Genomic DNA, 18724 nt, shown 5'->3' on the forward strand with positions numbered 1-18724 from the left:
GGGCGGTGCGGGTGGGGCGGTGCGGGCGGTGTGGGGCGTTACGGGGAGTGGACCGCCGCGTACGGGGTACGCGGCGCTGTCCGCCGCGCGGAGGGAGCCCGCACGCCATGACCCCGCTCACCCCGGCCGCCCAGGCCCGTACGGTCACCACCGACGTTCCCGCCCGCCTGGACCGGCTCCCCTGGTCCCGCTGGCACCGGACGATCGTCGTCGGCCTGGGCACCGTGTGGATCCTGGACGGGCTCGAAGTCACCACCGTCGGCAACATCGCGAGCCGTCTCTCCGAGGACGGCAGCGGCCTCGACATCACCTCCGCGCAGGTCACCGGCATCGCGGCCGCGCTGTACGTGGCGGGCGCCTGCGCCGGCGCGCTGTTCTTCGGACGGCTCACCGACCGCTACGGCCGCAAGCGCCTCTTCATGGTCACCCTCGCCGTGTACCTCGCCGCCACCGCGCTGACCGCGCTCTCCTTCAGCCCCTGGTGGTTCTTCGGCTGCCGCTTCCTGACCGGCTTCGGCATCGGCGGCGAGTACGCGGCGATCAACTCCGCGATCGACGAGCTCGTCCCGGCCGCGTACCGGGGCCGCGTCGACCTCGTCGTCAACGGCAGCTACTGGCTGGGCGCGGTCGGCGGCTCGCTGCTCTCCGTCGTCATGCTCGACACCGGACTGTTCCCCAAGGACGTGGGCTGGCGGCTCGCCTTCGCGCTCGGGGTCGTGCTCGGCCTGGCCGTCCTGCTGGTGCGGCGGAACGTCCCCGAGAGCCCGCGCTGGCAGTTCCTCCACGGCCACGAGGACAAGGCGCGCGACCTCGTCGCGGACGTGGAACGGAAGGTCGAGGAGGAGAAGGGCGAACCGCTGGCACCGCCCGCGGGCGAGATCACCGTGGAGCAGCGCAAGAGCATCGGCTTCGGGCTGATCGCCAGGACCGTCTTCCGCGACCACACCCGGCGCGCGGTGCTCTCGCTCTCCCTCTTCGTCGGCCAGGCGTTCCTCTACAACGCGATCACCTTCGGCTTCGGCGCCGTCCTCACCACTTTCTTCGACGTCCCCGCGGGGCACACGGGCTACTACTTCGCGGTCATCGCCGCGGGGAACTTCCTCGGGCCACTGCTCCTCGGCAAGCTCTTCGACACGGTCGGGCGGCGTGTCATGATCTCCGCCACCCATCTGCTCTCCGGCGCCCTGCTCTTCGGCACGGCATGGCTCTTCGACCGCGGCGGGCTGACCGCGACGACCATGACGGCCTGCTGGTGCGCGGTCCTCTTCTTCGCGTCGGCGGGCGCCAGCAGCGCGTACCTCACGGTCTCCGAGATCTTCCCGATGGAGACCCGTGCCATGGCGATCGCCTTCTTCTACGCGATCGGCACGGCGGCGGGCGGCATCAGCGGTCCCCTGGTCTTCGCCGACCTGACCGGTTCGGGAGTCGTCGGGGACACGGCTCTCGCCTTCCGGCTCGGCGCCGCCCTGATGTGCGCGGCGGGCCTGGTGGCGGCGGTGTGCGCGGTACGGGCGGAAGGACGGTCCCTGGAGGACGTCGCCCGGCCCCTGTCGGAGACGGGTTCGGCGGAGCCGACCCGCGACGGGGACCGGGCCGGGGGCGCCTGACCGGAGCGGTCAGCGGTCCCGGGCGCACACTCGGAGCGTGCGCAGCCGCGGGTCCGCCGCGTCCGGGACGTTCATGCCCGCGCCGATGCCCGTGCGCAAGTACGCGATCACCGGCTCCGTGAGGCGCTCGCCGGGCAGGACCGCCGGGATGCCGGGCGGATAGGGCGTCACCATCTCGGCGGCGATGCGGCCCGCGGCCTCGGCCGGCGGCACGTCCTCGACCGGGCCGAAGTAGGCGTCCCTGGGCGCGCACGCCTGCTCCAGCCTCAGTTCGCGCGGCGTGGGCACGGCCACGGTCGGCGCGCCGGACAGCTCGCCCGCGTGGCTGACCAGGTCGCGCAGCGCGTCGAGGAGCACCGCCGCGGTCGCGGGGGTGTCCGCGTGGGTCAACTGGGCGGCGATGCGGCGGTGGTCGGCGACGTGCAGGTCGATGGAGCGGTGGGAGCGCAGCCAGTCCGCCGCCCGGTAACCGGTGGTGCCCAGCTCCGACACGTCGATCAGCACCGGCAGCGGATCGGTGTCGGCGGCGAGACCGGGGCCCGCGAGGTCCCGGTGCCCGTACAGCCGCAGCCCGTCGATCCGCCCGATCTCGGCGCGCACGTCCCTCGCCAGCTCCAGCGCCCGGCCCAGCAACTCCTCGCCGTGCAGCGCCATCTGGCGCCGCCAGCCGTCGAGGCCCGCGTAGATCAGTACGGAGGGGCTGGTCGTGCCCAGCAGATCGGCCCGGGACCGCAGCGCCGCCACGTCGATCAGCCCGCTGCTCAAGTGGAAGACCGAGCCCTGTTCGAGGCCGCTGCCCATCTTGTGGATGCTGGTCACGCAGACGTCGGCGCCCGCGTCCACCGCCCAGGAGGGCAGCTCGGGGTGGAACGGCAGGTGCGCGCCCCACGCCTCGTCGACGATCAGCGGGCGCGAACGGCCGTGGCACACGTCGGCGATCGCGCCCAGGTCCGCGCAACTCCCGTACGGAGTGGGGCTGGTGACCAGTGCGCCGCGCGCGTCGGGGTGGCGCGCGAAGGCGCTCTCGTACGAGGCGGCCGACGGTGGGTGCGCCAGGGCGTGCGCGCCGTCCCACTGGGGCTCCACCCACACCGGGACGATCCCGCACAGGATCAGCCCGGCGACCACCGACTTGTGGGCGTCGCGCCCGACGAGCAGCTTCTCGTGGGGGCCCGCGACCGCGAGCATCGCGGCCTTGACCGAGAGCGAACTGCCGCACGTGGTGAAGAAGGTGTGCTCGGCGTGGACCGCGTCGGCCATCAGCCGCTCGGCACGGCGCAGCACGCCGCCCAGCGAGCGGCGGTCGTCGAGCCCGCCGGACGCGAGCACGTCGGCCGCGAAGACCGCGTCCCCCAGCACCCGCCTGGCCTGCGCGTCGGCGCCGCGCGCCTGTTTGTGCCCCGGAGGCGTGAAGGCCAGGCGGCCGCGCCGGTGATAGGCGTCGAGGGCTTCCAGTACGGGGGCTGTGGTGTGGTCCATGGCGACCGGGTACCACGGTCGGGGCCGATCAGTGCCGGGAGGGCGGAGGGGCGCCGCGGGGGAGCGGTCACGGCTGGGCGGAGGCGCCGCCGCTCCCGGGCCCGGCCGCGCGGACGGCGGCCGTCCTGCGCCGGGCCCGGGACGCGGCGCGGTCCCTGGCGTGCCGCGGGCGGGCCGCGCGGGCGCCGGACCGCCTGGGCGGGCGGTGCGACGGGAGGGGGCCGGGGGCCCGGTGCGCCCCCGCCGTTCCTGGCCGCGCGGGCGGCAGCCGCGACGGCTCGGGACCGAACAGGCGGTCCTCGTAGTGGCCCAGACCGACGACCGTGACGAGGAGCAGCCCCGGTGTCAGCAGCGAGACGAGCAGGACGACAACAGGCATGGGACCGACCCCGCCTTTCCTGAGACGCTGCCCGGCGGGTGGCCCGGAGAGCCGACGCCAAACGTCACGGTTCGGGCGCCTAGGCTGCTGTGCGGCAGCGACGCACCGGGCCCGTGCCCGGCCCCCTTCCTCCCCAGGAGCGCACACCGTGTTCGAACCCGCAGACCCAGCAGACCCCGCAGGTCCCGCAGACCCTTCGGCTTCCGCGAACCCCGCGGAGTATCCGTACCCCGAGAGCGTCCGGCCCGACTCGGCGCCCGTGCCGCACGCGCTGCTCGCGCCCGTGCTCGGACTGCTCGGCAGGTGGCACGGACTGGGGCGGGGCGAGTACCCGACGATCGACGGCCCGTTCTCGTACGCCCAGGAGGTGACGTTCAGCCACGACGGGCGCCCCTTCCTGCGCTACGAGGCCCGCGCCTGGCTGCTCGACGCGGACGGCGCCCCGCTGCGGCCGTCGGCCCGCGAAAGCGGCTGGTGGCGGCTCCAGCCCGAAGGGCGCGTCGAGGCGCTGATCACCCAGCCCACCGGCATCGCGGAGATCGCCGTCGGCAGCGCGGACGGCACCGCGGTCGACCTCGCGACGCACGAGGTGGCGCTGGCGCCCACCGCCAAGCAGGTCGACGCCACCCGGCGCGGGTACGCGCTGGCCGAGGACGGCACGCTCACCTTCGTCCACGAGCTCGCGGCGGTCGGCCGGCCGCTCCAGCACCACCTCTCCGCGCGGCTGCGGAGGATCTGAGCCCGCGGCGCGGCCGTGGGAAGCCTCGGACGCAGGCTCTCAGAACTGTCTGAGGTGGTCGCGCAGCGTCCTCGCCACCTGCGCCATGACGGCCTCCGCGCCCGGCTGCGCCCCCGCCGGGACCAGTGACTCGGTGAGCACGGCGACGGCGAACGCCTGGCCGTCGGCGTGCTCCACGATGCCGATCTCGTGCCGCAGGTTGAGGAGCGTGCCCGTCTTGGACGACCACGTGGTCGCGTCCGAGCTGAAGTCCGGTGCGAGGCGGTGGCGCAGCATGTTGTTGGCCATCAACTCGCGTATTCGGGCGGCCACTTCGGGGTGGACGGCGGACGGAGTCCAGAGCGCCTGGAGCAGTTCGACGTAGGCGCGGGCACTGCCGGTGTTGGCGCGCGTCGTGTCCAGCTGCGGCAGCCGGTGGCCGCGGCCACCGGTCCCGGCGTCGATCGCGAGGGCGTGGGCGAGATGGGCCTCGGCGGCGTCGAAGCGCTCCGCCGGGGTGTCGGACAGCTCGCGCATGGTGTGCCGGACGGTGATGCCGCGTACGCCCAACTCGTCGAGGATCGCGGCGACCCGGGCGGGCGGCGTCAGCTCGAACAGCGCGTCGGCGGCGGCCCCGTCGCTGATGCACGTACTCAGGTAGAGCAGGTCGTCGACGGCGATCCTCGCCGGGTGCCGGAAGCGGCTCACGCCGGTGGGGCCGGGGGTGGTGATCCGCCCCGGCCGTACGTCCAGGGGCGTCGCCCCGTCCAGCTCGCCCCTGCGGATGCGCTCGACGGTCGCCAGCGCGAGCGGGACCTTGACGAGCGAGGCGGACGGCAGCTCGGTGTCGGGGTCGATGCCGAGTTCCCGGCCCGTGTGCAGGTCGCGCACGAGCAGACAGCCGCGCAGGCCGCTGTCGCGGAGCAGTTGCCGCATGTCGAGCAGGAGGGCTTCGGAGTTCACTCGGCGCCTCCGGGGCGGGAGTCGGGGATCGGTGCCGGGCCGTCGGAGTCGGGGTTGGAGCGGGGGTGGGGGCGGGGGGCGACCGGCTGCGCGCCCAGGCAGCGGGCGATCGCCCCGCCCAGGCGTGCCTCGACATGCTGCGGATTACCGTCCGCCGCCGTGGCGACCGCGTAGCCCCTGCCGAGTGCGGTCTCGCCGATCGGCCGCCATTCGAGGGCGAGTTCGGCCGCCTGCGCGGGCGAGCACAGCAACAGGTCGTCGCCGCACAGCACCTCGGCAGCGGCCGTCGCCAGGTCGGGCGCGACGGCCAGTTGCGCGGGCCGCAGCCCGAGCGCGTCGCGCAGCCGGGTCAGCGGGTCGCGGATGTGCGGCACGTCGTCCTCCGGCTGGATCCAGACGCGCCGCGCGGGTCCGCTCGCGCCGCGCCCGACCCGCAGCGTCTCCAGGTAGACGCGCCGCGCGCCGGGCGGCGAGGCGCAGGCGAGGCCGAGGGGCACGGACCAGGTCGCGTCGGACTCCACGACGGCGACCAGGGCCGCGCGCACCTGCTGGGAGCGGATCAGCTCCAGGCGCCGCGCCGGGTCGGCGGCGCGGAGTTCGAGGGTGACGCCGTGCCCGCGCGCCTCGGCGACGAGCCGCGCGAGGCCGGCCGTGGAGCAGGTGCCGGGCACCGCGAGCCGCCACGGCCTGCGCCCCGCCTCCGTCGCCTCGTGCAGCAGCACGTCGGCCGCCTGGACGAGCTGCCTGGCCGCAGGCAGCAGGTCGCGGCCGAACGGCGTGAGGACGGCGCGCCGCGACGTCCGCTCGAACAACTGCTCGCCGAAGCGCTCCTCCAGGGCCGCGACGCGACGGCTGGCCACCGACTGGGACATGCGCGCGGCGGACGCCCCGACGGTGAAACTGCCGTGCTCGCTGACGCTGACGAAGGCGCGGCACGCTCCCACCAGGTCCACGCCCGGCACTCTATGCCGGAACAGCATGGAACAGCACATTGACGCATTGGACCGCATGACGGCGGCGGGGCGAGGCTGGTGCAGGCACTCATGCCCAGGCGCTGACCCGCCACGTCGTATCACTGGAGGTACGGACATGCAGCACACCCGCACCCAGCGCGCGTTCGTCGCGGCGCTCGCCGCGCTGGTCGTCGTCCCGCTGGCGGCCTGCACGCGCGACGAGCCGTCGGCGCGGGCCGCCGCGTCCGCCCAGGACGCGTCCGCGTCGTCCGTGAAGGCCGTGGCGCCCACGGGGTCCGACGCGGCCGCGCGGACCCACACCGCCCGGTTCGAGTCGCTGGAGCGGAAGTTCGGGGCCCGGCTCGGCGTCTACGCGATCGACACCGGCACCGGCCGCGAAGTGACCCACAACGCCGGGCAGCGCTTCGCGTACAACTCCACCTTCAAGGCCCTGCAAGCCGGAGCCGTGCTGCGGAAGTTCAAGCTGAGCGGCATGGACCGGGTGGTGAAGTACACCCGGGACGACCTGGTCGACCACTCGCCCGTCACCGAGAAGCACCTCGACACCGGCATGACCCTGCTCGCGCTGTGCGAGGCGGCCGTCCGGTACAGCGACAACGCGGCGGCCAACCTCCTCTTCGCCGAACTCGGCGGCCCCCGGGGCCTGAACGCCGTGCTCAAGGAGCTGGGCGACGACACCACCCGGATGGTGCGCGAGGAGCCCGAGCTGAGCCGCTGGGTGCCGGGCGAGCGGCGCGACACGACCACGCCGCGCGCCTTCGCCGAGAACCTGCGCGCGTTCGTGCTCGGGGACGCGCTGGAGGAGCCCGAGCGGGACCGGCTCGCGCGGTGGCTGAAGACCAACCTCACCGGGGACGAGCTGATCCGGGCGGGGATGCCGAAGGACAAGGGCTGGGTGGTCGGCGACAAGACCGGCTCCGGCAGCTACTACGGGGCCCGCAACGACATCGCGGTGGTCTGGCGCCCGGACGCCGCGCCCCTCGTCGTCTCGATCATGTCGAACCTCGGGACGAAGGACGCCGAGTACGACAACAAGCTGATCGCGCAGGCGGCGGCGGTCGTCGCGGGGGCGCTGGACAAGCCGTAGCGCTCCGGCCGGGAGCACCGGGAGCACCGGGAGCACTGAGAGCACCGGGAGCACCGACAGGACCCGGCAAACGATGGTGATCTTGAGTTGATACCTTGGATCGTGCCGGTGGGGGGCCGCCGTAGGGTTGCGTACGCCACCCCTCGGCGTCGTGCCACGTGTGCGCCAGCGTCGTCGTCACGGGCCTGTTCCCCGTACGGCCGATCCAAGGGCTCTCTCTTGTTCACCACACGATTCACCACGAAATCCGCCATGTTCGAGGCGTCCGCGCTCAAGGCGTCCGCCTCCCGCCTCCTCTCCGCCACCGGGCTGCTCGCCGCCGCGACGGGCACGGCCGTGCTGGCCGCGGCGACGCCCGCGCAGGCCATCGTCGGCGGCCGGGAGGCCGTGGCGGGGGAGCACCCCTTCGTCGTCTCCGTGCAGCAGTACGGCGGCCACTACTGCGGCGGCTCCCTGATCTCCGACCGCTGGGTGCTGACCGCCGCGCACTGCGGCATCGTCGCGGGCGCCAAGGTCCGCGTCGGCTCGCTGGACCAGACGTCGGGCGGCACCCTGATCGAGGTCGAGGAGGCCGTCGACCACCCCGACTACGCGCCGCGCTACGGCGGCGGGGCCGAGGGCAGGGCCGACGACGTGACGCTGCTCCGGCTGAAGAGCGCCGCGCCCGCGAGCGCGCGGCCCGTGCGGCTCGGCGGCTCCAAGGACCTCGCGGAGCACCCGCGCGTGCTGGGCTGGGGCATCACGGCGATCGGCGGCGGCGAGCCCGCGCAGCGGCTCAGGCAGCTCGACGTGAGCTACCGCCCCGACGCCGACTGCGCGGGCAACGAGATCGTCACCAGGTACCCGGGCTACTCCTTCTGCCTGGACAACCCGGACGGCCAGTCCGCCGCGTCCATGGACTCCGGCGGCCCGATCGTCGTCAAGCGGGGCACGGACTGGGTGCAGGTCGCGGCCGTGCGCGGGGGCGGCGGCCCCTCGGGTACGGGTGACCAGTTCGGCAAGTACCCGTGGGTCGGCACGGACGTGACCCGCGCGGACACCCTGGCGTGGATCACGGCGACGACGGGCGTGCGCACCGCCGCCTGACGACCCGGCTAGCCGTCCCCCCGGCGGCGCCCGCCCAGCCGGTCCGTCAGGCGCCGGCCGAGCCGCGCCTCCAGCGCGTACACGGCGACGACCCCGCCGAGCGCCGGGCCGATCCAGTTGGGCACGGGCAGCAGCAGCGCGGTCATCCCGACCACGAACACGGCTGCCACGGCCACGGCCAGATCGGCCAGGGTGTTGCGGGGCTTGTCGATCATGCGGCTCCACCTTGCTCTTCGTCCACGACGTCTTTCGAGCGGTCGTTCGAAGCAGTCTAGTTCGGCCGCATTCGTGGCTTTCGGGGAGATTCGTCGTACCCGTCGTCCCGCCCGGCGCAGGCCCCTCGTGTCCGGGGCCGGGCGGGACGGCTCAGCGCACCGCCGCCCGTCGGCGTGCCGCGGGCTTCGCGGGGGTCTTCGTCCCGCGCGCGGACGACGCGGCCTCGGCCTCGTCCTTCTCGCTGTTCGCCCACAGCGACCGCACGTGCCCCAGATGGCGGGCCATGCACTTCTCGGCGCCCTTCGCGTCGCCCGCGAGCATCAGGTCCAGGAGCTCGACGTGCTCCTCGGCCGACGGCAGCAGGTTGCCGCTCTCGTCCAGCGCGGTCAGGCCGTACAGCCGGGAGCGCTTGCGCAGGTCGCCGACCGTCTCCACGAGGCGGTCGTTGCCGGAGAGCGCGAGGAGCGAGAGGTGGAAGCGGCGGTCGGACTCCAGATAGCCGATCAGGTCGTGCTCGCGGGCGGCGCGCACGATCTCCTCGGCGACGGGGCGCAGCACCTCCAGGTCCTCGCGCGCCGCCGTGCGCGTGATCCGGCCGACCATGGGGATCTCGATCAGCGCGCGGATCTCGGTGTACTGGTCGAGGTCCTTCTCGTTCACCTCGGTGACCCGGAAGCCCTTGTTGCGGACCGGCTCGACCAGGCCCTCGCGGGCCAGGTCGAGCATCGCCTCGCGGACGGGCGTGGCCGAGATCCCGAAGTCCTCGGCGAGCCCCGGCGCGGAGTACACCTCGCCGGGGCGGAGCTCGCCGGAGATCAGCGCGGCACGCAGAGCATGGGCGACCTGGTCGCGCAGGCGTTCCGTGGTCGTGATCAGGTTGTTCTGCTTCAGGTGCCCCATGGCCTGTTTCCCTCCGTCACCCGCCGGACACGCGTCTCCCGTCGGAAGTGCCGGAACTGCCGGGGCCGGGCGGATCACCAGAGTACAATGTCACGTTGCCAATGCGGGTCCAAGGGTGTAGGTGCGGCTTGAGGTGTAGAACTCCAGTGCCGCGGCGCCCTGTTCGCGCGATCCGTGGCTGGATGCCTTCGCACCGCCGAACGGCAGGTGGAAGTCGACGCCCGTGGACGGCGCGTTGATCCGGATCATCCCGGTGTCCAGCTCGTCCAGCGAACCGAGCACCGCGTCGAGTCCGGCCGTGTGCACCGACGTGACCAGGCCGTACGGCACGGAGTTGGCGATCTGGGTCGCCTGCGCCAGGTCGTCGGCGCGCAGCAGCGCCGCCACCGGGCCGAACACCTCGTCGTGCAGCACCCGGTGGTCCGGTGCCACGCCCTCCACCAGCACCGGAGCCGCGAACCAGCCGGACGAGTCGGGTGCCGCGCCCGAGGCCGCGACCCGCAGTCCCGCGACCGCTTCCACGGCCCGGTCCCGCGCCGCCTCGGTGATCAGCGGCCCGCACGCCGTCGCGGGGTCCGCGGGGTCGCCCACCGCCGTCTTGGCCAGCGCCTCCACGAGCGCCTCGCGCAGCGGTTCGTACGCCCCGCCCACCGCGATCACCCTGCTGGTCGCCGTGCACTTCTGGCCCGCGAACCCGGCGACCGCCGCCGCGATGTGCGCCGCCGCCCTGCCGAAGTCCGCGTCGGGCAGCACGATCGCCGCGTTCAGCCCGCCCATCTCGGCCTGCACGGGGACGCCTCGGCCCGTCGCGGTGCGCACGACCGCACCGCCCACCGCGGTCGAACCGGTGAACGAGACCACGTCGGCGGCCGAGGTCAGCGCGTTGCCCTCGGTCGGGCCGCCGGGCAGCACGGTCAGCGCGCGCTCCGGCAGGTGCGGCGCGGCCAGTTCGGCGAGGCGCAGCGCGCACGCCGTCGCGTCCGGCGCGGGCTTCAGCACCACGGTGTTGCCCGCCGCGAGCGCGGGGGCCGCCTTCCACGTCGGAATGGCGAAGGGGAAGTTCCACGGAGTGATCAGACCGGCCACGCCGTGCGGGCGGCGCCGCGTCAGCAGCGTGCCGAGGCCGTCGGCCGACTCGTGCACGGCGCCGACCGGCGCGTACGGCGCCTGGGCGTAGTACCGCCAGATCGCGACCGTGCGCGCCACCTCGGCCCGCGCCTCGGAGATCGGCTTGCCGACCTCGCGCACCGCGAGGGCGGCCAGCTCGTCGGCCGCGCCCGCCACCGCGTCCGCGATGCCCGTGAGCGCCGCCGCACGGGCCGCCGCGCCGCCGCCCGCCCACTGGCGCTGCGCTGTCCTGGCCCGCTCCACCGCGTCCACGGTGGCGAACGCGCCGGGGGCCGCGACGTCCACGACGAGGTCGGTGGGGTCTGCGGGGTTGCGCGACTGGATCCGGGCGGCGCCCGCCCTGCTGGAAGAAGTCGTGCCGGACGTGGAAGTCGTGTTGTTCACGGGGGTGTTGTCGCTCTCGGGGGTGTCGCCGCGTTCGGGAATCTGATGGCTGTCGTGAGGGGTGCCGCTCACAGGAGGAAGCCTCCGGGGAAGGGGTCGTCCGGGTCGAGGAAGTACTGCGCGGTGCCGGTGATCCAGGCCCGGCCCGTGATGGTCGGGACCACCGCGGGGAGGCCGGCGACCTCCGTCTCCTCCACGAGGCGGCCGGTGAACTCCGTACCGATGAAGGACTCGTTGACGAAGTCGCGGCCGATCGGCAGCTCGCCGCGCGCGTGCAGCTGCGCCATCCGTGCCGAGGTGCCCGTCCCGCACGGGGAGCGGTCGAACCAGCCGGGGTGGATCGCCATCGCGTGGCGCGAGCGCTGCGCGTCGGAGCCGGGGGCGGCGAGGTAGACGTGCTTGACGCCCGCGAAGTCCGGGTTCTCGGGGTGGACGGGACGGTCGGCGGAGGCGTTGATCGCGTCCATCACCGCCAGGCCCGCCGCCAGCAGCTCCTGCTTGTGCGCGCGGTCGAACGGCAGCCCCAGGTCGTCGAGTTCGACGAACGCGTAGAAGTTGCCGCCGAACGCCAGGTCGTACGTCACCGTCCCGTAGTCCGGCACGTCGATCTTGCGGCCGAGGGCCACGTTGAACGCCGGGACGTTGGTGAACGTGACCGACTTCGCCGCGCCGTCCTCGACGCGGACGTCGACGGAGACCAGCCCGGCGGGCGTGTCGAGCCTGACGCGGGTGACCGGCTCGGTGACCGGCACCATCCCGGTCTCCACCAGCACGGTCGCCACTCCGATGGTGCCGTGGCCGCACATCGGCAGCAGCCCGGACACCTCGATGTAGAGCACGCCGTAGTCCGCGTCGGGGCGGGTCGGCGGCTGGAGGATCGCGCCGCTCATCGAGGCGTGGCCGCGCGGCTCGTACATCAGCAGCGTGCGCAGGTGGTCCAGGTGCTCGATGAAGTGCATCCTGCGCTCGGCCATGGTGGCGCCGGGGATGACCCCGACGCCGCCCGTGATGACCCGGGTGGGCATGCCCTCGGTGTGCGAGTCGACCGCGTGGTAGACGTTGCGGGTGCGCATGGGTAACTCCTTCTCTGCCGGCTCTTGCGGGTCAGCGGTGGTTGTCCGCGAGGGCCTTCTCGGTCGCGGCGCGCACCGCGGCCTCGACCCGGCCGGTCAGCGCGGAGCGCGGCGGACGGCTCGGGCCGCCGTGCCGTCCCGTGATGTCCATGGACAACTTGATGGCCTGGACGAACTCCGTCTTGGTGTCCCAGCGCAGTAGTGAGTGCAGGGAGCGGTAGAGCGGCAGCGCCGCGTCCAGGTCGCCCGCGCAGGCGGCGCGGTACAGCTCGGTGCAGGAGGCGGGGAAGGCGTTGGGGTACCCGGCGATCCAGCCGACCGCGCCGGCCAGCGCCAGTTCGAGCAGCACGTCGTCGGCGCCGACCAACAGGTCGAGGCCCGGGGCGAGTTCGGCCAGCTCGTAGGCCCGCCGGACGTCGCCGGTGAACTCCTTGACGGCCACGATGGAACCCTCGGCGTGCAGCCGGGCGAGCAGCGCCGGGCGCAGGTCGACCTTGGTGTCGATCGGGTTGTTGTACGCCACCACGGGCAGCCCGACCTTCGCGACCTCGGCGAAGTGGGCGCGCACCGGCTCCTCGTCGGCGCGGTAGGCGTTGGGCGGCAGCAGCAGGACCGAGCCGCAGCCCGCCCCGGCGGCCTGCTCGGCCCAGCGCACCGCCTCGGCGCTGCCGTAGGCGGAGACGCCGGGCAGGACGCGGGCGCCGTCGCCCGCGGCCTCGACGGCGGTGCGCACGACGCGGGCGCGCTCCTCGTCGGTGAGGGTCTGGTACTCGCCGAGCGAGCCGTTGGGCACCACGCCGTCGCAGCCGTTCGCGATGAGCCACGCGACGTGCTCGGCGTACGCGTCGTGGTCCACCGACAGGTCCTCGCGCAGCGGCAGCGCGGTGGCGACCATCACGCCGCGCCACGGACGCTCGGGGCTCCAGGCGGCGGGGGTCTCGGGGGCGGGGGAGACGGCGGGTTCTGTGCTCATGGCGTGGCCCTCTCTGCGGTGTCAGCGGGGTCGTGGGAGGCGGCGAGCGCGCCGAGGGGTACGGGCACGGAGAGCGGTCTGCGGTCGGGCGAGGCGGGCGCCTTGCCCGCGAGGCAGGTGACGGCCGCGCCGCACACCCGGCCCTGGCACCAGCCCATGCCCGCCCGGGTGAGGAGCTTGACGGTGCGGGCGTCACGGGCGCCCTGGTCCTCGACGGCCTCCCTGATCCGGCCCGCCGTCACCTCCTCGCAGCGGCACACGTCCGTCTCGTCGTCCAGCCACTGGTGCCAGCCGGGCCCGGGGGCGTGGGCCGCCGCCATGACGTCGGCGAAGGAGCGCATGCGGCCCCTGCGGCGCAGCAGCCGCCGCACGCGCGCGGAGCCGCTGTCGGACGCCGGGGCGGCGGAGAGCCGCTCGGCGATCGACCTGGCCGCCAGCTCGCCCTCGACGAAGGAGAGCTTGACGCCGCCGATGCCGCCGGTCTCACCCGCGGCCCACAGTCCGGGCACGGACGTCCGCTGTTCCTCGTCCACCACCAGTGCGTGCGCGCCGTCCGCGGTGGGCCGCGTGGCGCAGCCCAGCGTCGTCGCCAGCTCGATCTGCGGCACGAGCCCGTGGCCGACGGCGAGCGCGTCGCACTCGATCCGCCGCTCGGTCCCGGGCTTCGGCCGCCACGACGCGTCCAGCCTGGAGACCGTCACGGCCTCCACCCGGTCCTTCCCGTGCACGGCCGTGACCGCGCTCCGCCCGCGCACCCGCACCCCGTGCCTGGCCAGCGCGGAGCCGTGCACCACGGCCTCCACCATCTTGCCCGGGTTCACCGCGAGCGCGCCGGGGTACTTGGCGTACCCCAGGTATCCGGCCGCCTCGATCACGGCGGGCACCCGCGCCCCCGCGGCGGCGAGCGACGCGGCGACGGCGAGCAGCAGCGGGCCGCTGCCCGCGACGACGACGCGCCGCCCCGGCAGCACGAGCCCGGACTTGAGCATCGCCTGGGCGCCGCCCGCGCCGACGACCCCGGGCAGGGTCCAGCCGGGGAAGGGCAGCTGGCGCTCGTACGAGCCGGTGGCGACGAGCACCGCGCGGGCGCGCACGCGCACGGGCGTGCCCCCGTCGCCGTCGTCGCCCACCAGCGCGTGCACGTTCCACGGCGCGTTCTCGTCGCCGGTGTCGCCGCCCTCGCGGGCGACGGTCCACACGTGGTGGCGCGCGAGGTGCACGGCGCCGCTGCGCTCGAAGCGTCCGCGCAGGGCGGTGAAGGCGGACCAGCCGTGGTGCAGGGCCTCGGGGCGGGTGGCGCCCGTGGCCGGGGCGGGGTGGCGGTAGTACTGCCCGCCGAGCTGTCCGCCCCCGTCCAGCAGCGCGACGGACAGGCCGAGTTCGGCGGCGGTGACGGCTCCGGCGAGGCCGCCGGGGCCCGCGCCGATCACCGCGACGTCATACAGCGAGTCCGGCACGGCCGTTCCCTTCCTGGGTGGTGATCGCGTCGTCGGGCTGCGCGGGCACCAGACAGGCGCGGCGGTTCGGCTCGCCGTTGATCGTGGCGAGGCAGTCGTAGCACTGTCCGATGCCGCAGAACGCGCCGCGCGGGCGGTCGCCGCCGCGGGTGGTGCGCCAGGCGAGGATGCCGGCCGACCAGAGGACGGCGGCGACGGACTGACCGGGCAGCGCGGGCAGGGTCCGGCCGTCGAAGGTGACCTCGAAGGCCCCGTCGGCGGGGGCGCCGACGAGCCGGGCGGGCGTGCGGCCGCCCGGGGCGGCGGCGCCCTGTCCGGTGGGGCCGGTGGATCCGGTGTTGCGGTCAGGCGCCATGGGGCGGCTCCTCTCCGGGGGCGGCGTGGACGGCTGCCGGGAAGCGGTCGGGGCGGAAGGGGGAGGCGTCCACGGGGAGCTCGTGGCCGGCCACCATGGACGCGATGAGCAGCCCGGTCCCCGGGGCGAGGCCGATGCCCGCGCCCTCGTGGCCGCAGGCGTGCAGCAGGCCGGGCACGCGCGGGTCGGGGCCGATCGCGGGCAGGTGGTCGGGGAGGTAGGGCCGGAAGCCGGTGTAGCTGCGCATCGCCCGCACCCCGGACAGGACGGGGAAGAGCTGGACCGCCTGCGCGGCGAGCCGGGACAGCACCTCGACGGACAGGGTCCTGTCGTAGCCGACGCGCTCGCGGCTCGCGCCGATCAGCACCGGGCCCGCCGGGGTGCACTCGACGACGCCGGAGGTCTGGAGCGCGGCCGAGTCGCTGGCGACGTCGGCGACGTAGTCGGCCGCGTACACCTTGTGCCGTACGACGCGCGGCAGCGGTTCGGTGACGAGCACGAAGCCCCGGCGGGGGAGCACGGGCAGGTCCGCGCCCGCGAGCCGGGCCAGGTCGCCGCCCCAGGTGCCGGCGGCGTTGACCACGTGCGGGGCGTGCACCTCGCCGGTCGGCGTGCGCACGCCCCGCACTCCACCGTCGGCGTCGGTGAGGACGGCGGTCACCTCTTCACCGAGGCGCAGGTGGACGCGGCCCCGCACGTCGGCCGCCCGGAGCAGGCGGGCGGCGGCGACGGCGGGCTGCACCTGGGAGTCCTGGGGGTAGTGGTAACCGCCCGCCAGGCCGGGTGCGAGATGGGGTTCGAGGTCGTGCAGCCGGTCGGCCGGGACCTCCTTCGCCTCGACCCCGGCCTCGCGCTGTTTGGCGGCGAAGCCGCCGAGGGCGCGGAGTCCTTCGGGGGAGGACGCGACGACCAGGCCGCCCTTGTTCTCGTACTCCATGTCGTGGGGCAGGAGGTCGCCCAGCTCGCCCCAGAGCTTCAGGGAGAGGAAGGCGAGGTCCAGTTCCGGGCCGGGCTCCTTGTCCGAGACGAGGAGGTTGCCCTCGCCCGCCCCGGTGGTGCCGCCCGCGACGGGGCCGCGGTCGATCACGGTGACGTCGAGGCCGGCCCGCGCGGCGTAATAGGCGCAGGCGGCGCCGACGACCCCCGCTCCGACGACGATGAGGTCCGAGGTTTTTCTCGTGAGCACGCCAGTAACATTTCACATGGCACTGAACTTGCCAAGGGTCTGAAGCGATCGGGTTTCGGGGAGTTCGCGCTGGTCCGTTCATCGACCGTCCATCGACCGTCCATCCGAAGGACACAGATCGATAACGGGAGCGACAGCGTCTTGCTCAGTGCAATTTCACATTACTACGTTACGCATCACATGGCGCAGCACTGTCCCCACAAGTGCCGCCAGGCACATGGCAGTTGATCGCTGCGCGTATGTGCCCACCTCCCACATCCCCACGCTTGGAGACACTGGTGTCCCAGTTGAAGACCCTCCGCACCTCCCTGCTCGCCGTCGCGACGGCCGTGACGCTCTGCGCCACCGCCGCCCAGGCGGGCTTCGCGGCCACCCCCGCCAAGGCCCCCGCCGCCCCCGCCGCTTCCGGGCTCCCCGCCGCGTTCGACGCGGGCAGACCCGGTCCGTCGGCCGCCAACCCGCACGACGAGGTCGAGCGCCTGGCCACCGCGCCCAAGCAGTACGCCGCACTGGCCAAGGGCCCGCGCGAGGCCGCCCCGGGCAAGGTCCCCGGCGTGCAGGGCACGGCCGCCAAGGCCAAGTTCTCCGCCCCGGCCCGCACCCTCGCAGGCGTCCCCTGCACGCTCGACGGCATCAGGGGCCTGTCGCCCGAAGGGCTCGCGGACTTCCTCGCCGACCCGGCGGTCACGGCCAACGGCTGTCTGCGCAGCATCGTCTGGACCTGGGACCAGAGACTGGCCCCCGTCATGTCCGACGCGCACGTCCAGGCGGTCTCCCGGCGCATATCCAGCCTCGCCGCCTCGCACGACGGCAAGAACGGCACGCACCTCGTGGAGATGTTCACCTACCTCCACGCCGTGATCTTCCACGACTTCACGCGCGGCGAGATCGACGTCACCGACGCCCCCACGGTCGACGCCATGCGCCAGGCCATCGAGGCCTTCGGCAACGCCGCCCGCACCTTCGACGCCACCGACACCAACGCCGAGGCCCTGCGCGAAGCCCTCATCGCCGGCAGTGCCCCCGGTCTGCGCCAGTACCAGCTCCCGCTGATCAAGCGCGTCCTGTCCACCATGGACGCCGCCCACCCGGCCACCAACGCCAGCAAGGCCTGGGGCGACGCGACCTGGGCCGCGCTCACCACCACCTACCTCGGCATCTACTCCGGCAACCGGGACGCCGCGTTCCACGCCGCCGTCAAGGCCGACGCCTCCTTCCGCGACGCCTTCAAGGCGTTCGGCGGCTACACCCACCTCAAGGGCAAGACCAACGAGTGGGCCGTGCGCGACGCGACCCTGGAGTACGGCAGGTTCGGCGAGGTCGAGGGGCTGCGGAGCGAGATCGTCACCGGCCTCGGCGCCCTGCTGAGCACCACGGCCGCCAACTTCGGCGAGGGCAGCGCGTCCTGGGCCAAGGCCGCGACCTGGCTCAACGACTTCGGTGCCTGCAAGCAGTACAACATCTGCAAGGAGGACATCGAGCGCAGGCTCTTCCCCAACACCTTCACCTACGACAACGGCGGCATCAAGGTCCGCACCGGCCTCGACCGGGCCACCGTCGACCAGCTCTACTACGCGAGCAAGCAGGTCAAGGCGCAGTACCACCGCGTCCTCGGCAGCGAGGCGCCGCTGGCCGACGACCCCAACGACAGCCTCAACACCGTGCTGTACGCGTCCCGCAAGGACTACGAGATCTACCACCCGCTGCTCACCGGCATGGAGACCGACAACGGCGGCATCTACATCGAGAAGGGCGCCACCTTCTACACCTACCAGCGCCGCGTGCCGCAGGACTCCATGCTGACGCTGGAAGAGCTCTTCCGCCACGAGTACGTGCACTACCTCAACGGCCGCTGGGCCATCCACGGCTCCTACGGCAAGGGCGCCTGGTACGAGAACGACCGCACCACGGCGATGGAGGAGGGCACCGCCGAGTTCTTCGACGGCGCCACCCGCGACGACGGCATCAAGGTCCGCAAGTCGCTGGTCGCGAAGATCATCGACGACACCGCGGGCGGCCGCTCGCGCATGACCGTCAACCAGCTCCTGCACGCCACCTTCCCGGGGGACGGCTTCCGCCTCTACCCCTACGCGGGCACGTTCTTCGAGTTCCTGTGGCTGGAGCGGCCCGCGATGCTCACGTCGATGTACGGCTACCTGCGCGCCAACGACGTGGCGGGCTTCGACGCGTGGCGCAACCGCGTCGGCAACGACCCCGGCACGCAGGCCGCGTACGACAGGTTCCTCGACAAGCAGATCGCGATCGTCAACGACCTGTACGTGCCCGTCACCACGCACGTGCCGTTCGACCAGCTCAGCGCCTCGACACCGGCCCAGATCAAGTCGTCGTTCGCCGCGACCACCAGCAACTCGCCCGACTGCAAGACCAACGGCGACACCGAGCGTCCGCGCTTCGTGTGCAACGGCCGGATCACCGCGAACCTGGGCAACTCCGGCGACCCGGACCAGGTCTTCAAGGACATGTCCGAGACCGTCGACTACTTCATCCTCGACCGGTCGAAGTCGGGCGTGAACAACTTCAACGACATGAACTGCACCTTCGGCAAGGTGGACGTCTGGACGGGTGGCCGCGCCGGCACCTCCTCGTTCACCTGTGAGGGTCCGCTGAAGAGGGGCTGACGACAGCGGGGCGGGGGGCGGGGGGGGGCCCCACCCCCCCCCCCCCCCCCGGGGGCGGGGGGGGCGGCCCCCCCCCCCGCGCCCCCCCCGCCCCCCCCCCCCCCCCCCGGGGGGCACCCC

The 18724-nt window shown here is 73.9% G+C and carries 17 protein-coding genes; 5 read left to right on the forward strand and 12 right to left on the reverse strand.

Translation table 11 applies throughout. From position 1 onward, the window contains the following. Positions 1 to 107: 107 nt before the first annotated feature. Positions 108 to 1607, forward strand: a complete 1500-nt coding sequence (locus ACIBNE_RS00925) for an MFS transporter (protein ID WP_399268036.1) — start codon at positions 108 to 110, stop codon at positions 1605 to 1607. Between the two features lie 9 nt (positions 1608 to 1616). On the opposite strand, the gene ACIBNE_RS00930 is transcribed toward ACIBNE_RS00925, so the two are convergent. Both ACIBNE_RS00930 and ACIBNE_RS00935 read right to left on the reverse strand, forming a co-directional pair. Continuing rightward, the gene (locus ACIBNE_RS00930; protein WP_399268038.1) at positions 1617 to 3086 is read right to left on the reverse strand and encodes an aminotransferase class I/II-fold pyridoxal phosphate-dependent enzyme; all 1470 of its coding nucleotides are present in this window, start codon (positions 3084 to 3086) and stop codon (positions 1617 to 1619) included. 67 nt (positions 3087 to 3153) lie between these two features. Beyond that, positions 3154 to 3465, reverse strand: coding sequence for a hypothetical protein (locus ACIBNE_RS00935; RefSeq protein WP_399268040.1), 312 nt, complete (start codon positions 3463 to 3465; stop codon positions 3154 to 3156). 259 nt (positions 3466 to 3724) lie between these two features. Between ACIBNE_RS00935 and ACIBNE_RS00940 the strand changes: the two genes are divergently transcribed. Beyond that, positions 3725 to 4204 (forward strand): FABP family protein, encoded by a 480-nt coding sequence (locus tag ACIBNE_RS00940; RefSeq protein ID WP_399269987.1) that lies wholly within the window; start codon positions 3725 to 3727, stop codon positions 4202 to 4204. A gap of 39 nt (positions 4205 to 4243) precedes the next feature. Here ACIBNE_RS00940 and ACIBNE_RS00945 read toward each other — a convergent pair whose 3' ends face one another. Together ACIBNE_RS00945 and ACIBNE_RS00950 are read right to left on the reverse strand one after the other, a co-directional pair. Next, on the reverse strand, positions 4244 to 5146 hold the full coding sequence (locus ACIBNE_RS00945; protein ID WP_399268043.1) for a serine hydrolase: 903 nt from the start codon (positions 5144 to 5146) through the stop codon (positions 4244 to 4246). Continuing rightward, entirely contained in the window at positions 5143 to 6099 is a 957-nt protein-coding gene (locus ACIBNE_RS00950) for a LysR family transcriptional regulator (RefSeq protein WP_399268045.1), read from the reverse strand. Before ACIBNE_RS00950 ends, ACIBNE_RS00945 begins: the two co-directional genes overlap by 4 nt. A 136-nt stretch (positions 6100 to 6235) precedes the next feature. Here ACIBNE_RS00950 and bla point away from each other — a divergent pair, with 136 nt between their 5' ends. Continuing rightward, positions 6236 to 7207 (forward strand): class A beta-lactamase, encoded by a 972-nt coding sequence (gene bla / locus ACIBNE_RS00955; protein ID WP_399268047.1) that lies wholly within the window; start codon positions 6236 to 6238, stop codon positions 7205 to 7207. Between the two features lie 219 nt (positions 7208 to 7426). After that, positions 7427 to 8293: a S1 family peptidase gene (locus tag ACIBNE_RS00960; RefSeq protein WP_399268049.1), complete on the forward strand. Its 867-nt coding sequence runs from the start codon at positions 7427 to 7429 to the stop codon at positions 8291 to 8293. An 8-nt stretch (positions 8294 to 8301) separates the two neighbouring features. Here ACIBNE_RS00960 and ACIBNE_RS00965 read toward each other — a convergent pair whose 3' ends face one another. From ACIBNE_RS00965 to ACIBNE_RS01000, 8 genes are all read right to left on the reverse strand, one after another. Next, positions 8302 to 8508 (reverse strand): hypothetical protein, encoded by a 207-nt coding sequence (locus ACIBNE_RS00965; protein WP_399268051.1) that lies wholly within the window; start codon positions 8506 to 8508, stop codon positions 8302 to 8304. A gap of 151 nt (positions 8509 to 8659) precedes the next feature. Further along, positions 8660 to 9409 carry a GntR family transcriptional regulator gene (locus ACIBNE_RS00970; protein ID WP_399268053.1) on the reverse strand — a complete coding sequence of 250 codons (750 nt, stop codon included), beginning with the start codon at positions 9407 to 9409 and terminating at the stop codon, positions 8660 to 8662. 90 nt (positions 9410 to 9499) lie between these two features. Continuing rightward, complete coding sequence (locus ACIBNE_RS00975) at positions 9500 to 10861, reverse strand: aldehyde dehydrogenase family protein (RefSeq protein ID WP_399269989.1); 1362 nt, start codon at positions 10859 to 10861, stop codon at positions 9500 to 9502. A 128-nt stretch (positions 10862 to 10989) separates the two neighbouring features. Further along, positions 10990 to 11994 carry a proline racemase family protein gene (locus ACIBNE_RS00980; RefSeq protein ID WP_399268055.1) on the reverse strand — a complete coding sequence of 335 codons (1005 nt, stop codon included), beginning with the start codon at positions 11992 to 11994 and terminating at the stop codon, positions 10990 to 10992. Positions 11995 to 12025: 31 nt separating this feature from the next. Next, positions 12026 to 12967 carry a dihydrodipicolinate synthase family protein gene (locus ACIBNE_RS00985; protein ID WP_399268058.1) on the reverse strand — a complete coding sequence of 314 codons (942 nt, stop codon included), beginning with the start codon at positions 12965 to 12967 and terminating at the stop codon, positions 12026 to 12028. Continuing rightward, the gene (locus ACIBNE_RS00990) at positions 12964 to 14424 is read right to left on the reverse strand and encodes an FAD-dependent oxidoreductase (RefSeq protein WP_399268060.1); all 1461 of its coding nucleotides are present in this window, start codon (positions 14422 to 14424) and stop codon (positions 12964 to 12966) included. Before ACIBNE_RS00990 ends, ACIBNE_RS00985 begins: the two co-directional genes overlap by 4 nt. Beyond that, the gene (locus ACIBNE_RS00995; RefSeq protein WP_399268062.1) at positions 14405 to 14779 is read right to left on the reverse strand and encodes a 2Fe-2S iron-sulfur cluster-binding protein; all 375 of its coding nucleotides are present in this window, start codon (positions 14777 to 14779) and stop codon (positions 14405 to 14407) included. The genes ACIBNE_RS00990 and ACIBNE_RS00995 overlap by 20 nt, the downstream gene beginning before the upstream one ends. Continuing rightward, complete coding sequence (locus ACIBNE_RS01000; RefSeq protein ID WP_399268064.1) at positions 14769 to 15965, reverse strand: NAD(P)/FAD-dependent oxidoreductase; 1197 nt, start codon at positions 15963 to 15965, stop codon at positions 14769 to 14771. Before ACIBNE_RS01000 ends, ACIBNE_RS00995 begins: the two co-directional genes overlap by 11 nt. Before the next feature lie 278 nt (positions 15966 to 16243). Here ACIBNE_RS01000 and ACIBNE_RS01005 point away from each other — a divergent pair, with 278 nt between their 5' ends. Then, positions 16244 to 18604 carry a collagenase gene (locus ACIBNE_RS01005; protein ID WP_399268066.1) on the forward strand — a complete coding sequence of 787 codons (2361 nt, stop codon included), beginning with the start codon at positions 16244 to 16246 and terminating at the stop codon, positions 18602 to 18604. Positions 18605 to 18724 lie beyond the last annotated feature (120 nt).

Origin of the sequence: Streptomyces sp. NPDC050504 (assembly GCF_044458065.1) — a bacterium.
Taxonomy (GTDB): Bacteria; Actinomycetota; Actinomycetes; order Streptomycetales; family Streptomycetaceae; genus Streptomyces.